The 15,114-nt window shown below is 40.5% G+C and carries 17 protein-coding genes; all 17 read right to left on the bottom strand.

The window, feature by feature from the left end:
- Positions 1 to 69: 69 nt before the first annotated feature.
- Entirely contained in the window at positions 70 to 849 is a 780-nt protein-coding gene (gene pstB / locus EXH44_RS06880) for a phosphate ABC transporter ATP-binding protein PstB (protein WP_162856803.1), read from the bottom strand.
- 10 nt (positions 850 to 859) lie between these two features.
- Entirely contained in the window at positions 860 to 1,714 is an 855-nt protein-coding gene (gene pstA / locus EXH44_RS06875; RefSeq protein WP_244238714.1) for a phosphate ABC transporter permease PstA, read from the bottom strand.
- 1 nt (position 1,715) lies between these two features.
- Positions 1,716 to 2,666 carry a phosphate ABC transporter permease subunit PstC gene (gene pstC, locus EXH44_RS06870; protein ID WP_162856802.1) on the bottom strand — a complete coding sequence of 317 codons (951 nt, stop codon included), beginning with the start codon at positions 2,664 to 2,666 and terminating at the stop codon, positions 1,716 to 1,718.
- 94 nt (positions 2,667 to 2,760) lie between these two features.
- Entirely contained in the window at positions 2,761 to 3,777 is a 1,017-nt protein-coding gene (gene pstS, locus EXH44_RS06865) for a phosphate ABC transporter substrate-binding protein PstS (protein WP_244238758.1), read from the bottom strand.
- A 180-nt stretch (positions 3,778 to 3,957) separates the two neighbouring features.
- Positions 3,958 to 4,782, bottom strand: a complete 825-nt coding sequence (gene mutM, locus EXH44_RS06860) for a bifunctional DNA-formamidopyrimidine glycosylase/DNA-(apurinic or apyrimidinic site) lyase (RefSeq protein WP_162856800.1) — start codon at positions 4,780 to 4,782, stop codon at positions 3,958 to 3,960.
- Between the two features lie 68 nt (positions 4,783 to 4,850).
- On the bottom strand, positions 4,851 to 6,137 hold the full coding sequence (gene brnQ, locus EXH44_RS06855) for a branched-chain amino acid transport system II carrier protein (protein ID WP_162856799.1): 1,287 nt from the start codon (positions 6,135 to 6,137) through the stop codon (positions 4,851 to 4,853).
- 114 nt (positions 6,138 to 6,251) lie between these two features.
- A complete protein-coding gene (gene fabG / locus EXH44_RS06850) occupies positions 6,252 to 6,977 on the bottom strand; it encodes a 3-oxoacyl-ACP reductase FabG (protein ID WP_162856798.1) in 726 nt (241 codons plus the stop codon).
- 82 nt (positions 6,978 to 7,059) lie between these two features.
- Complete coding sequence (gene fabD / locus EXH44_RS06845; RefSeq protein WP_162856797.1) at positions 7,060 to 7,989, bottom strand: ACP S-malonyltransferase; 930 nt, start codon at positions 7,987 to 7,989, stop codon at positions 7,060 to 7,062.
- A 23-nt stretch (positions 7,990 to 8,012) separates the two neighbouring features.
- Positions 8,013 to 8,633 carry a GNAT family N-acetyltransferase gene (locus EXH44_RS06840; protein ID WP_162856796.1) on the bottom strand — a complete coding sequence of 207 codons (621 nt, stop codon included), beginning with the start codon at positions 8,631 to 8,633 and terminating at the stop codon, positions 8,013 to 8,015.
- A 41-nt stretch (positions 8,634 to 8,674) separates the two neighbouring features.
- Complete coding sequence (locus EXH44_RS06835; protein ID WP_162856795.1) at positions 8,675 to 9,421, bottom strand: epoxyqueuosine reductase QueH; 747 nt, start codon at positions 9,419 to 9,421, stop codon at positions 8,675 to 8,677.
- Between the two features lie 208 nt (positions 9,422 to 9,629).
- On the bottom strand, positions 9,630 to 10,613 hold the full coding sequence (ispB, locus tag EXH44_RS06830; protein WP_162856794.1) for an octaprenyl diphosphate synthase: 984 nt from the start codon (positions 10,611 to 10,613) through the stop codon (positions 9,630 to 9,632).
- 151 nt (positions 10,614 to 10,764) lie between these two features.
- Entirely contained in the window at positions 10,765 to 12,039 is a 1,275-nt protein-coding gene (locus EXH44_RS06825) for an HlyC/CorC family transporter (protein ID WP_162856793.1), read from the bottom strand.
- Between the two features lie 93 nt (positions 12,040 to 12,132).
- Positions 12,133 to 12,912 carry a cytochrome C assembly family protein gene (locus tag EXH44_RS06820; protein ID WP_162856792.1) on the bottom strand — a complete coding sequence of 260 codons (780 nt, stop codon included), beginning with the start codon at positions 12,910 to 12,912 and terminating at the stop codon, positions 12,133 to 12,135.
- A 202-nt stretch (positions 12,913 to 13,114) separates the two neighbouring features.
- On the bottom strand, positions 13,115 to 13,408 hold the full coding sequence (yggU, locus tag EXH44_RS06815; RefSeq protein WP_162857541.1) for a DUF167 family protein YggU: 294 nt from the start codon (positions 13,406 to 13,408) through the stop codon (positions 13,115 to 13,117).
- Positions 13,408 to 13,941 (bottom strand): YggT family protein, encoded by a 534-nt coding sequence (locus EXH44_RS06810; RefSeq protein WP_162856791.1) that lies wholly within the window; start codon positions 13,939 to 13,941, stop codon positions 13,408 to 13,410. The genes yggU and EXH44_RS06810 overlap by 1 nt, the downstream gene beginning before the upstream one ends.
- Positions 13,942 to 13,995: 54 nt before the next feature.
- Entirely contained in the window at positions 13,996 to 14,340 is a 345-nt protein-coding gene (locus tag EXH44_RS06805) for a YggL family protein (RefSeq protein ID WP_135676010.1), read from the bottom strand.
- A 24-nt stretch (positions 14,341 to 14,364) separates the two neighbouring features.
- Complete coding sequence (gene trmB / locus EXH44_RS06800) at positions 14,365 to 15,114, bottom strand: tRNA (guanosine(46)-N7)-methyltransferase TrmB (RefSeq protein WP_162856790.1); 750 nt, start codon at positions 15,112 to 15,114, stop codon at positions 14,365 to 14,367.

Below are 15,114 nucleotides of genomic sequence, written 5' to 3'. Positions count from 1 at the left end.
GAAATCTTTGTGCAACTGCTACATAATACCGCAAAAAACAGATGAAATCTCACCGCTTGTTTGTCCCTGTTAGCCCATTCGACCTTTAATGTAATCTTCGGTTTTTTGATTTTTAGGTTTATCGAAGATTTTTTTCGTTTCATCAAATTCGATTAATTCGCCAAGGTACATATAAGCCGTATAATCAGAACAACGTGCAGCTTGCTGCATATTGTGAGTAACAATAGCGACAGTATAGTCTTGTTTTAGCTCACTGATCAATTCTTCAATTTTCATTGTTGAAATTGGGTCAAGTGCAGAACAAGGTTCGTCAAGTAACAATACCTCAGGTTTTACCGCAATCCCACGGGCAATACATAAACGCTGTTGTTGACCACCAGAAAGGCTATCGCCACTTTGATGCAATTTATTTTTCACTTCATTCCATAATGCTGCTTTGGTTAATGCCCATTCAACACGCTCATCCATTTCTGCCTTGCTTAATTTCTCAAATAGACGAATACCAAACGCAATATTGTCATAAATCGACATTGGGAAAGGGGTCGGTTTTTGGAACACCATTCCGACCTTTGCACGAATAATCGAAATATCCGTATGAGAGGTGAGCAGATTCTCGCCCTCTAAGTTGATTTCCCCTGTCGCATGTTGTGCTGGATAAAGTTCAAACATGCGGTTTAAGGTTCTTAATAATGTCGATTTACCACAACCAGATGGGCCGATAAAGGCCGTCACTTTATTTTTTGCAATGCGTAAATTAATGTTCTTTAACGCATGGAAATCGCCATAGTAGAAATTTAAATTATTGATTTCGATCTTCGTTTCACTCTTTGGAACAACTGGATGATTCATTCTTTTATCCTTATTTTTGTTTTGGTTGGAAATATAAACGGGTAATTAAGTTGAGTACGAGGACAAATAACGTAATTAAGGTTGCACCCGCCCAAGCTAATGTATTCCAGTCTTGGAATGGACTTGCTGCATATTGATAAATTACAACCGGTAAGTTCGCCATCGGACCGTTCATATCCCATGAGGTAAATTGGTTAGACAATGCGGTGAAGAGCAATGGTGCAGTTTCACCCGCAATACGAGCTACAGAAAGTAATACCCCTGTGATAATACCTGGTTTTGCCGCACGATAACAAATCATCGTAATCATACGCCATTGTGGACAACCTAATGCAATCGCAGCTTCACGCAAGTTATTTGGTATAAGGCTTAACATACTGTCTGTGGTACGCACAATCACAGGAATTGCAATCATCGCTAACGCTAATCCACCAGCCCAGCCTGAGTAATGTTTTACTTGAGCAACATAGATGGAGTAAATAAATAAGCCGATGATGATTGACGGTGCTGAAAGTAAAATATCATTTAAAAAACGCACCATGGAAGCCAATTTACTATAGCGACCATACTCTGCAAGGTAAGTCCCCGCAAGGATACTCACAGGTGTTGCAATCGCCATGGCAACCAATAGCATCAAGCTTGAACCAATAATGGCATTGAGCAATCCCCCCTGTTCATTGGGAGCTGGCGTTTCTGCCATAAAAAGCTTAAGAGAAAGGGAAGGAATGCCTTTAGTCACTAATGTCAGAATAATCCAACACAGCCAAAATAAACCGAAAATAACCGACAACCCAGATAAACCGAGCATAATTTTATTTTTGAATTTTCGGCAATGAAAACGTCTATTTTGATAGCGTGCTAACATACTATTTTCTCCCTTCGTGTTTGCTCATACGGGCAATCAATAAACGCGAGCAAGCTAAAACTAATGTCGTAATGAGGAAAAGAATTAAGCCTAATTCCATTAAGGCAGATTTTTGTAACCCACCAGCCTCATTAAATTCATTTGCAATCGCAGAAGCAATTGAAGAAGAAGGTGAGAAAATGGATTCAGGTAATTGGAAAGCGTTACCAATGACGAAGGTCACTGCCATGGTTTCGCCTAAAGCACGTCCAAGTCCTAGCATAATACTGCCGATCACCCCCGCTTTGGTATAAGGCAGAATAACTTTCCAAACCACTTCCCAGGTTGTCCCCCCTAAGCCATAGGCAGACTCTTTTAACATCGCTGGTACCACTTGGAACATATCTCTCATGACCGAAGCTATAAACGGAATAACCATAATGGCAAGCACTAAACCTGCGGTAAATAAACCAATACCAAATGGTGCCCCTGCAAATAACATTCCTACAAAAGGCAATTCACCAAGATACTCAATTAAGTGAGGTTGAACAAACTCTTGGAATAATGGTACAAAGACAAACAAGCCCCACATACCATAAATAATCGACGGAATGGCTGCCAGTAATTCAATCGCAAGGCTAACCGGTCGTCTTAACCATTCAGGAGCTAGCTCTGATAGAAAAACCGCAATGCCTAATGAAATAGGTACCGCAATAGATAGGGCGATAAAAGAGGAAATCAAAGTACCAATAATTGGCACAATAGCACCATAATTTTCTTGCACAGGATCCCAATCATTCGTCCATAAGAATTGAAGGCCAAACTGTTTAATTGAATCCCAACTGCCCACAATCAATGAGACTAAAATAGCTGATAACGCTAAAAAAACGCCTACTGCAAAAAAACGAGTTGTGTTTTTAAATAGCGTTTCAAGAAACGGGTGATTCAAACATTTTTTATCTACTTTATGCATATTTTTATCTTCTTTTATTCAATCCTTGACATATAAACAACAGGATTTTCGACAGAGAGGGAATTGCAAATTTTCCCTCTCATCTTACCGCTTGTTACTGGATTGCTTTACCGTCTTTATCTTTGACTTCGCTTGCCCATTGCGCTTTGATTTGGCTTACAACTTCAGCTGGGAGTGGTACATAATCTAACTCAGAAGCAGCATCTTGCCCTTTACTAAATGCCCAATCAAAGAACTGGAACACGCCTTTAGTTGCCTCTACATTATCAGCAACTTTGTGCATTAAGATAAAACTTGCAGCAGTCACAGGCCATGAATCTTTACCATCTTCATTGGTAAGTACTACGCCCATACCTGGTTTTTCATTCCATTTCGCATTTGCTGCGGCAGACATAAAGCTCTCTTTTGATGGTTGAACAAACTCTCCTGCTTTATTTTGTAATGAAGCCCAAACAAGGTTATTCTGTTTGGCATAGGCATATTCAACATAACCAATTGAGTGTTTTAACTGTTTTACATACGCAGAAACACCTTCATTACCTTTACCACCTTGACCTGTAGGCCATTTCACAGACTTACCTTCGCCCACTTTTTCTTTCCAAGTTGGTGAAACTTTAGAGAGATAATTTGTCCAGCCAAATGTGGTACCTGAACCATCAGAACGGTGAACTACAATGATCGTTTTATCTGGTAGCGGTAAATTTGCATTTAGCGCTACGATTACAGGATCATTCCATTTTTTGATTTGCCCTAAGAAAATATTGGCTAAGACCTCACCTGATAGTTTTAATTGACCGGCTTGAATTTCTGGAATATTAATGACGGGAACAGTGCCACCGATAATGGCAGGGAATTGGAGAAGTTTATTTTGTTCAAGTTGCTCTGCTTTCATTGGGTCATCAGAAGCACCGAAATCGATGGTCTTTGCAATAATTTGTTGCTGACCACCACCTGAACCGATAGATTGATAATTGACTTTATTGCCTGTTTCTTTTTCATATAGCGATGCCCATTTCGCATAAATTGGATAAGGGAAAGAAGCACCTGCACCTGTAATCGTTTGTGCGTTTGCACTTAAAGAAGTTGCACCTAATGCAATGGCAAATACCATAAACTGCTTTAATGATTTAACTAACATAGATTTCTCCTATTTGTGTAGTCTGTTTACTACGGCGAGCAGTTTAGGAAAAAAATATGACAGTTTGATGACAGAAATGTAAAGATGGAAATTGAGGAAAAATAAATCTGAATAGCGATAAGGACATCCAGCCCTTATCGAAAATTGAAATGGTTACTTAGGAAGTTGTTGGCATTTAGGACAAAAATAAGTATTACGCTGGCCGATCACTTTCGCCTCAATGAGCGAGCCACAATCATTGCACTCCTCACCTTTTCGTCCATAAACTTGCAACACCTGAGCAAAATAGCCTGGTTTACCATCTGGCTGAATAAAATCCTTCAGGGTTGTTCCACCTTGAATAATCGCTTTCGCTAAAACATCTTTTATCACAGAAACTAAACGCTCACACTGTTTTGACGTCAAGTTTTGCGCAGCTAACTCTGGATGAATTCCCGCCATAAATAACGATTCACAGGCATAAATATTTCCTACCCCAACGACAATCGCATTATTCATAATAAAGTTTTTAACTGCGACGGTTTTATTGCGACTTTTTTCCCATAAGTACCCGCTTGTAAACGCATCAGAAAGAGGTTCTGGCCCTAAGTTTACTAACAACTCACATCGTTCCGCTTTCTCCGCCCAGATCCATGCGCCAAATTTTCTTGGGTCGTTATAACGCAAAATCACGCCATTTTCAGTCACCAAATCCACATGGTCATGTTTGCCTATCTCTTTATTCTCTTTGACTGATAAAATACCCAACGATCCAGACATGCCTAAATGAACTAAAATATCACCCTTATCCGTCTGAATAATTAAATACTTAGCACGGCGGTAAATCTCAATTATCGTCGCCCCTTGCATAGTAGAAAGCTCTGAACTCACCGCCCAACGTAATTTCAGCTGACGAACAACAATCTCTTTAATCTTCTGCCTTACAAGGTAAGGTGAGATACCTCTCACACTTGTTTCGACTTCGGGTAATTCTGGCATGATACATCCTTAAAAAGTCACAAAATAGGCGTGAACTACTCGCTCACGCCCATACTACAAGCGGTCAGTTACGCCTGTTTTTTTGCAAAAAGATAACCAATGAAACAGCCAATAAAAGCAAAAGGCAACCATTCCATTGAATAGGCTTTAAGTGGAAGATGATTCATAAACGCTAAACCCGCCACAGACATAATCGCAACAATCGTGACTAAAATAATCGCCAAACGTTGCGCTAACACAGGCAGTGGCATAAAGAGGTTAATCAATAACACGATCAATGCCGTCATTGCAATCGGGTAAAGTACCAATAACACAGGTACGGCTTTACTGATTACCGCATTTAAACCTTGGTTGGCTAAACCAAAACCAATTAATGTGAAAATAACCGCATAGACTTTATAAGAGATTTTTGGGAAAACGCTATTAAAATAAGCCGATGTGGATACAATTAATCCAACTGCGGTCGTTAAACAAGCAAGGGTAACGATGATCCCTAGCACCGTTCTTCCTAACTCACCAAATGCCTGTGTTGTTGTTTCATTTAAAATGAAAGTTCCTAAATGTTGGCCTTTCGTCACAATAGCCGTAGCATTTTCTGCACTTAATGGGATTTTATAGCCAATCCAACCGATTGAAATATAAATGACCGCTAAAGAGATTGCAGCGATTAATGCAGCATAAGTCGTCTGTTTAACCAAAGATACTTCTGCCTCTTTATCGCTTTTCGCTTTAATTGCATTAATCACCAATACGGAAAACGCAAAAGCAGCGAGCGCATCCATCGTTTGATAGCCTTCTAAAAACCCTGTAAAAAATGGCATTTCTAAAAAGCTCACTTCTGCATTTTCTACCCCTGAAAATAACATGAGTGCTCTAATCACCAACGCAATGATAGTAATTAATAACGCAGGAGTAAGAATTGCACCGATTCGGTCAACCATTTTGGTTGGGTTTAAGCTTAACCAAAGCGCTAATCCAAAATAGAGGGAGGTAAAAATAAAGAGCGAAGTCGAACTCGGCTCACCTAAGAATGGTACAACCACCATATCATAAGCCGTTGCCCCCGTACGAGGAATGGCAAAGAACGGTCCAATGGTTAAATAAATCGCTGAAAGAAGTAACAACGAAATAATCGGGCTAATATGTTCTAACGCTTTTTTATACCCCCCTTCATAATAAGATGCCACAATGGTAGAAATTAATGGCAATCCAACCCCTGTCAATGTAAACCCTAGAATGGCAGTCCAGAAATCTGCTCCGCTATCAAAGCCTAGTTTTGGAGGGAAAATTAAATTCCCCGCACCAAAAAAGACAGCAAAAAGCATAAAGCCAACCACAAAGGTATTTTTGTTCATCAATGACCTCCTCTCAAATAAGAACACTATCCAAAAAAATAAAAATAACTAAAAAAGAAAAAACCGAATCCCACAATCTGTAAAATTCGGCTAAAAACAGACCGCTTGTTGCGGTTAATTCATGTATAAACCACCGTTGACATGGATGGTTTCGCCGTTGATATATGCCGCATCATCAGAAGCTAAGAATGCCACCGCTTTTGCGATGTCTTGTGGTGAGCCAAGTTTACCTGCTGGAATTTGGCTTAAGATCACATTTTTTTGATCTTCGGTAAGTTCGTCCGTCATATCCGTTGCGATAAAACCTGGAGCAACCACGTTTACAGTTACGCCACGAGAAGCCACTTCTTTCGCTAGTGATTTAGAAAAACCGACAAGACCCGCTTTTGCCGCACAGTAGTTGGTTTGACCTGGATTACCCATTGAGCCGACCACCGAACCAATAGAAATAATACGACCGCCTTTTTTCATCATCGGGCGCAATACAGCTTTAGATAAACGGTAAATTGAGGTTAAGTTGGTTTGAATAATATCGAACCAATCATCTTCTTTCATACGCATTAATAAACCGTCACGGGTAATCCCTGCGTTATTAACGAGAATATCAATGTCGCCAAACTGTTCTTTGATTTGCGCAAGTACTTGCTCAATAGATTCAGCATCAGCCACGTTTAACACTAAGCCTTTGCCTTTGTCGCCTAAGTAAGCTGAGATTGCCTCAGCCCCTTTTTCTGATGTTGCCGTGCCAATCACAAATGCACCTTTAGATACTAATTCTTCAGCGATTGCACGCCCAATTCCACGAGTTGCCCCTGTGACTAATGCGATTTTGTTTTGCATATATTTTTCCCTTTGTAGGTCGGGCATTTATGCCCAATGTTTATTTATTGATGATTGTCGGGCATAAATGCCCGACCTACGATTAAATTGCATCAAACGATGCGACATCATTCACCGCTTTTGCCGATAACTCTTTCACAATACGGCTCGCCAAGCCTGTTAAGACTTTATTCGGACCAATTTCATATAAGGTTGTTACACCCTCTTGTGCCATTTTTTCGACCGTTTCTGTCCAGCGCACAGGGCTGTAAAGCTGACGAACTAACGCATCACGGATCTTATTCGCATCGGTTTCAACGGCTACATCTACATTGTTAATCACAGGAACAAGCGGTGCGTTTAATGAAATATTTTGCAATGCTACAGCTAATTTTTCTGCTGCTGGCCTCATTAATGCACAGTGTGAAGGCACGCTCACCGCCAATGGTAACGCACGTTTTGCTCCTGCTTCTTTACATAATTCGCCTGCACGCTCCGCTGCCGCTTTCGTGCCGGCAATAACCACTTGACCTGGTGAGTTAAAGTTTACCGCAGAAACCACTTCGCCCACTTCACTTGCTGCTTGTTCGCACGCTTTGATAATCGCTTCATTATCTAAACCGATAATCGCAAACATCGCCCCTGTACCTGCTGGCACAGCACTTTGCATCGCTTGGCCACGCAATTCCACTAATTTAATCGCATCTTGGAAATCCAACACGCCAGCACAAACCAACGCCGAATATTCACCCAAGCTGTGTCCTGCCATTACCGCAGGTTTTTGCTCAGGGAATTTTTCTTGCCAAATACGGTATAACGCAACAGAAGCCGCCAATAACGCAGGTTGGGTGCGTTCAGTTTTACCCAAATCTTCTGCTGTGCCGTTTTGGACTAAATCCCATAAATCATAACCAAGCACATCGCTTGCTTGTTTGAAAGTTTGTTCTACCACAGGGTAAACAGGTGCAAGATCAGCAAGCATACCAACCGCTTGTGAGCCTTGTCCTGGGAATACCATTGCAAATTTAGACATTGTTTGTTCCTCTTAATATAAATTTAAATCGTTGCTTTAACCATTCTTGAATACTGCCCAATCACATACCAACCGAGTGCTTCATAAAGTGGTTTACCTTGTGCGCTGGCACACAGAAGCCCGACCGTCACACCGTTTTCTACCACATAGTTGGTCAGTAATTTCATGACTTGGGTAGCGAGCCCTTGGCGGCGATAATTTTCGTTAGTTTCAATCAAATCAACCACCGCATAGCCGTTTTGATAGGCAACTTGCCCTCTGCTTGCTAATGTTTGTTGATGATAGATTTTTACCACGAAACGGTTTTCAGATTTTTCCGTTTGAATTGCAAATTTTTCTGCCAAACTAACCGCTTGCATCTGAAGGTGGTTGTTTATCATCATAAAGTTAAACAAGCGATGAACCCAACCTTTAGGTACAGAAAACCCTTCTTTTAAACCACTGACACAGAAATAATCTTTATCGGATAAATAAGCCTCTGCTTCAGTCATTCCTTCTGGACTATATAGCAATAGCTCTTGTTCACGCTTACCGTCTTTAACTTCTTCAAATAAATAACCGTTTTTAATCACTTTTGCAGGGGGAATTTGGCGAGAAACTGCCCAAATCGGAACCCAGTTATCCCAAAATGTTTTTAAATCCATATTTCCTCCAATGCAACATTATGATATTTCAGGGAAATTTCTTAATCCGGCGAATAATACAATTTACCTATTTCAATGCGTTGTCGTCCCGTTTCTAAACGCCATTTATTTGAATCACGCAACGAATAGACACAGCCACAATATTCTTGTTGGTAGAAACGTTCACGCTTGCTGATTTCGATCATCCGTTGTGAACCGCCGTTTTTACGCCAGTTATAATCCCAATAAACCACATCATCATAAGCGGCTGCCGCACGGTGTCCGCAACCGTTGATTTGGTTCATATCTTTCCAACGGGAAATACCTAAACAGCTGGTAAAAACAGGGTAGCCGTTTTCGTGGGCATATTTTGCGGTTTTTTCAAAACGCATATCAAAGCACATTGTGCAACGAATACCACGTTCTGGCTCCCACTCCATTCCTTCTGCCTTTTTGAACCACTCTTTGCGGTCGTTTTCATAATCGTCATCGACATCAATAAACGGAATACCGTGTTTTTCAGCAAAGCGAATGTTCTCTTCTTTGCGTAGCAGATACTCTTTTAATGGGTGAATGTTTGGGTTGTAGAAGTAGATCGCAAATTCGATCCCTGAAGCGTGAATAGCTTCCATTACTTCACCTGAACAAGGGGCACAGCAAGAGTGTAGTAAAAGTTTGTTGTGTCCGTTTGGCAGTTCTAATTTTTCACGCACAAAAGGAGCGTTCGGATCTTTGCCTTTACGAGTCAATTTGCGTTTTTGTTGTAACGCTTCTTTGTGGGCTTGGGGTTGGTTGGTTTGTTCTGTCATTTATATTTTCTTATCACAATATATAACCCCTTCTGAACCGCCTGAGCGTGTTTAAATTTGTAGGAACATTTTTCTCTGAGCCAACGAAGTTGGCGAATTTAAAATGTTCCGTTAAGCAAATTTAAACTAAGCGAAGATAAGCGGTGAAGTAGGGTCGCCTTTCTTTTGGTTACTTTTCTTTGGCGAAGCAAAGAAAAGTAACATTTACTTAATAACTCCGATCCACCGACAAATATGCCAATGAAATCAACGCTTGTTTATATTCGCTTTCTGGCAAAATAGCTATCGCATCAACGGCTTTCTGGGCTTCCTGTTTGGCACGTTCCATTGTGTAATCTAAAGATTTATGCTCTGCCATAATCGCCAAAATTTCGTCTAAGGCTTCACGTTTTCCGCCTTGCTCAATCGCTTCACGAATTAACGCTGCTTGTTGCGGATTACTGCTTCGCATTGCGTGTAACAATGGCAAGGTTGGTTTACCTTCGGCTAAATCATCACCGATATTTTTGCCTAATTGTTCAGCATTCGCACTGTAATCTAGAATGTCATCAACCAGTTGGAACGCCGTACCGAGATAGCGACCATAATCACGCATCGCAATCACAGTCGCTTGGTCTGCACCTGATACAATCGCAGAGCATTGACTTGCCGCTTCAAACAGGCGAGCGGTTTTACTGTAAATCACCTGCATATAATTCGCTTCGGTGGTTTCAGGATCATTGACATTCATCAACTGCTGAACTTCGCCTTCAGCAATCACATTGGTTGCATCAGACATCACTTGTAACACATCAAGAGAACGCAAACTTGCCATCATTTGGAACGCTCGGGTATAGATAAAATCGCCCACAAGCACACTTGCCGCATTACCAAAACGGGCATTTGCCGTTTCACGTCCACGACGCATATCCGACTCATCAACCACATCATCGTGTAGCAAGGTTGCCGTATGAATAAACTCAACAAAAGCCGCACAGGTAATATGTTCTTGACCTTTATAGCCAATCGCATTTGCAGTTAACACCGCAATGAGCGGACGAATACGCTTGCCACCACCGCTGATAATGTAGTGTCCAAGCTGATTAATTAATACAACATCTGAATTGAGCTGAGCAAGGATAGCCTGATCGACTGCCTGCATATCTGCTTGAGCAAGATTAGATATTTGTTCTATTGAAAGTTGCGTTGTCATGAGCGAGCTCTTTTCGTTACAAAATAAGGCAAGATTTTACCCTAATGCCTCCGTTGTATCAAAAAAAGAATGTAAAAAGCGAGCTGTTCCGATCAGAAAAATAAAAAAATGAGCGTATAAGGTTCATTACACGCTCATTTTTGTTTATGAATCAATCATCTTGTTCTAAATTAAGTGGCTCTACTCTCGCCAACTTCACCATATTATCCGACACTTCTAAAACGGTGACCTTCAGATTTAGCAAGGTAAATTGCGTATCTTCATCGGGAATTTTTTCCAGATGTTCTAAAATCAAGCCGTTAAAGGTACGTACTTCATCAATAGGAAGATTCCAATCGAATAACTTATTCAAATCTCGTAAGTTTGCAGAGCCTTCAATCAATACCGAGCCATCGGATTGTGGTTTCACTTCATCTTCTAAAGCCGGTGCAGTTGATGTGGTAAATTCGCCGACAATCTCTTCTAAAATATCTTCAAGGGTAATTAAGCCTTTAATATCGCCATACTCATCTACCACTAACCCGATACGTTCTTTGTTGTTTTTGAAATTCATCAACTGGGTATTTAATGGCGTACCTTCAGGGATAAAATAAACCGCATCTACCGCACGCATCAGTTGCTCTTTGGTAAATTCATTACGTTCTAACATTAAGCGAAACGCTTCACGGACACGCAACATACCCAAAATATTTTTATCCATATTGCCTTTATAAATCACAACACGGTTGTGGGCAGCACCAGTCAGCTGGCGCATGATAGACTTCCAGTCATCATCAATATCAATACCGCCGATGTCATTACGTGGTACCATAATGTCATCTACGGTCACTTTTTCCATATCTAAAATGGACACGAGCATTTCTTGGTGAGCAGTTGGAATGAATTTCCCTGCTTCAAGCACGACACTACGCAGTTCTTCTGAACTTAGTCCTGCTTTTTCTGATTTACGAATACGCAACAGTTTCATCAAACCATTAATGATTAGGTTCATAAAGAACACTAACGGCATTAATAATTTTTGTAATGGCATAAGAAGATAACTGACCGTAAAGCCAACTTTTTCAGGATACAGTGCGGCAATAGTCTTAGGTAAAATCTCAGAGAAAACCAACATCACAAAGGTCAGTAAACCCGTTGCAATCGCCACGCCTGCTTCACCTGATAACTGCATACCGATCATAGTAGCAATCGCAGAAGCGGCGATGTTTACCAAATTATTACAAATTAAGATAAGGCTTAATAAAACATCCGTGCGAGATAGCAGTTTTTCAGCAAGTTTCGCCCCTTTATGCCCTTTTTCTGCAAGGTGACGCATACGGTAGCGGTTGAGTGACATTAGCCCTGTTTCAGAGCTAGAGAAGAAAGCGGAAAGAATTAACAGAATCGCTAAAGAAATAAATAAACTACTCAGGGGGATCGTATCCAAAGTAAAAGTCCTATGTTAGTGAATCAACAAGCGGTAAGATTTGAGCGTTTATTTGCAAATTTTTAAGAGAATCTTACCGCTTCCACGAGTGTATTACACAACTCGACTACCGAAATAAGCGATAGTAAGTAACATCATACCTGAAATTGAGTAAATAAGCACCCGATTTCCACGCCAGCGTAATTTCCATTGCCCTAATAATAAGATGTTATACACAATCCACGCAATGAAAGAGAAGATCGCTTTATGAATATGCTCTGGCGCAAAAAAGTTATGCAGATAAATCATCCCTGTCACTAACCCAATAGTTAACAAGCCTTGTGCAACAAGGGTGAGCGTAAAGAAATGGCGTTCAACGGTCATTAATGGCGGTAGCACAGGGGAAAATGCCATTTTCTTACTTTTCAAGTTTTTATCTAACCATTTCAACTGCATCGCATAGAGTAAGGCGATAAAAAATAGGGCGTAAGAAGTAATCGCAATACTTAAATGGAACATCAAGCCAAGATTTTCGGACAGTTGCTTGATAAAACTTCCTTCTACAAAGGTAGATAAAGCAACGGTAACAATACCTAATGAATAGATAATAGAAAGCGGAAACCAAACGGTTTTCCAACGTGTAAGAGCAAAGGTAGCGACAGCACTGATGATAACACTGATTAAAGAAGCCACATTAGCCACAGTAAAGTTTTGCCCGTTGCTGACAATGAGATGTTGAGAGATATTGATGATATGGAAGATCACCGCCACAATCCCCAAGATTAAAACCGCTTTGATGTTCGGCTTTTTCTCCGCATCAATATGAGCAAGGGTTGGCATAATCCATAATAATGCGCCTAGATAGGCGATAATCGTGAATACCGCAAATAACATTTCAATTTCTCTCTCAATTAAGAATGGTTTTCAATAGGTGTAAATTAGCAGTTTTAACACATTTTTTCTATGGGAAATGTAAAACTTATACCATTTATGCCTAGCACGACATAGCCGTACTAGGTTAAGCATAGTTCAGTCCCTTTGGGACTGTATAACTAGCTTTCGATATCACTATGGAGTAAATACCTATTATCGACTACTAAATTAACTTTTCAATTTCAGTAGGAATTTGTTTGGGTTCTGGCACAAAAATTTGCTTATGGCGTTGTAGTTCGCCCTTTTCCAACACAATACTGCTTTTCGGGACTTTAAATAGCTTACTCAAGTACTTTAGCAAGTGAGCATTTGCCTGTCCATCAACAGGGGGAGCGGTAATCGCAATTTTGAGTTCGTTATCGTGTAAACCGACAATTTGATCTCGGCTTGCTTTCGGCTGTAAAAAAATCCGCAAGCGGATACCTTGCGGATTTTCACAAAATTCGACCGCTTGCATTACGCCACAGCCCATAATTGTCCAAAGACTTGGTAAAACAGCCCATTAAGGAAGATTAACGCAAAACCTAAAACCATCACAGAAAAGTCCAACATACCCGTTTTTGGTAAAATTTTACGGATAATACCGAGTACAGGCTCTGTAATTTGAGCAACGGTATAATCTAACGGATGATTTCCCTGTGTGACCCAGCTCATTAAGGCACGGATTAAGGTTGTAAAAAAGAGAATCTGCCCAAAGGTTTTGACAACACTTAATAAGCCGATAAGCACAGCTCTTGGTACATCCACACCGAATAACACAAATTGTAACGCAACGATTCCTGCAGCAAGTAAAAGTGCAGCAAAGTTGATGCCTTTTACCGTTGGGATCAGCTTACTTAACGGATTTAACACAGGGTTGGTTAAACGCATCAATGTTTGTGAAATCGGCATATAAGGATCGACACGACAGAATTGTAGCCACGTACGTAGTACTAATAAAAAGCTAAATAAGCCGACAATGATCTGAATAAAAGGGGCTAAGAATTCCATTTATTTCTCCAAAATTCCTCTCTCCCTCAAGCAGGAGAGAGAGCAGGCAATATATTATTCAGAGATAGGTAAATCCCACCAAATATCAAACAAATCACTCACTTCGATTTCAACTAAGCCATTAGCTTCTAACCATTTTTGCACTAATTGACGGTGAGATTCATCACATTTACCTAATTTTTCTAAGCAAATTAAACCTTCCCAATGCAAATAGCCACTGCCTTCATAAGCTAAACCATTTGGGCGGATCACTTCATCAATAAAACGATCAACGGTTGCATCAATTTGATCAATACCTGTGCCTTCAGCAAATTGGAATTTCACTAAAAAGCCTAATTCTTGGAACTCTGCTAAGTGCATTTTTTTACGCTGTCTGCGATTACGAATTGGTTGAGCCATTTTCTTTCTCCTATTTGAGTAACATTATTTCTTAATAAAATATAAATCCCACACGCCGTGTCCCAACTTATGCCCACGTTCTTCAAACTTCGTTAAAGGGCGAAAATCAGGGCGTGGAATAAAATCGTTGGTTTCTGACGTATTTTGCAATGAAGCGTCAAATTGACGTAATACTTCTAGCATATGCTCAGCGTAGTTTTCCCAATCCGTTGCAAAATGGATAAAACCATTCGGCGACAGTTTGGTTAATACACGAGTAATAAATTCAGGCTGAACAATACGGCGTTTATGGTGTTTTGCTTTTTGCCACGGATCAGGGAAATAGAGCTGTAATCCACCTAATGAAGCATCAGCAATACTATCACGCAAAATCTCTGTCGCATCGTGGCAGATCACTCGCAAGTTTTTCACGCCTTTTTCCAACGCATAAGCAATACAAGCACCAACCCCAGGGGTATGAACTTCAATCCCAATGTAGTTGCGATCAGGATTTTGCTCTGCCATTTCCACGAGTGAGCGCCCCATACCAAAGCCAATTTCCAGCACAACAGGATTGCTGTTGCCAAAAATCGCTTCAAAATCAAAAGGCGTATTTTGGTAATCTAAACCGAGATTTTCCCAGTTATTATTCATCATATCACGCTGATAATCGCTCAAACGCCCCGTACGCAGTACAAAACTACGCACTTTACGAAGATAGCGACCATCTGCAGTAAATTCAGCACGTTCAACGGTTTTACGTTTTTTATCGGCAAAAGTAATTTTTTCAGACAT

It is taken from the genome of Actinobacillus indolicus (genome assembly GCF_004519515.1).
Taxonomy (GTDB): domain Bacteria; phylum Pseudomonadota; class Gammaproteobacteria; order Enterobacterales; family Pasteurellaceae; genus Glaesserella; species Glaesserella indolica_A.
Note: the sequence above shows the minus strand (reverse complement) of the source record. Positions and strands in the feature narration are given on the sequence as shown.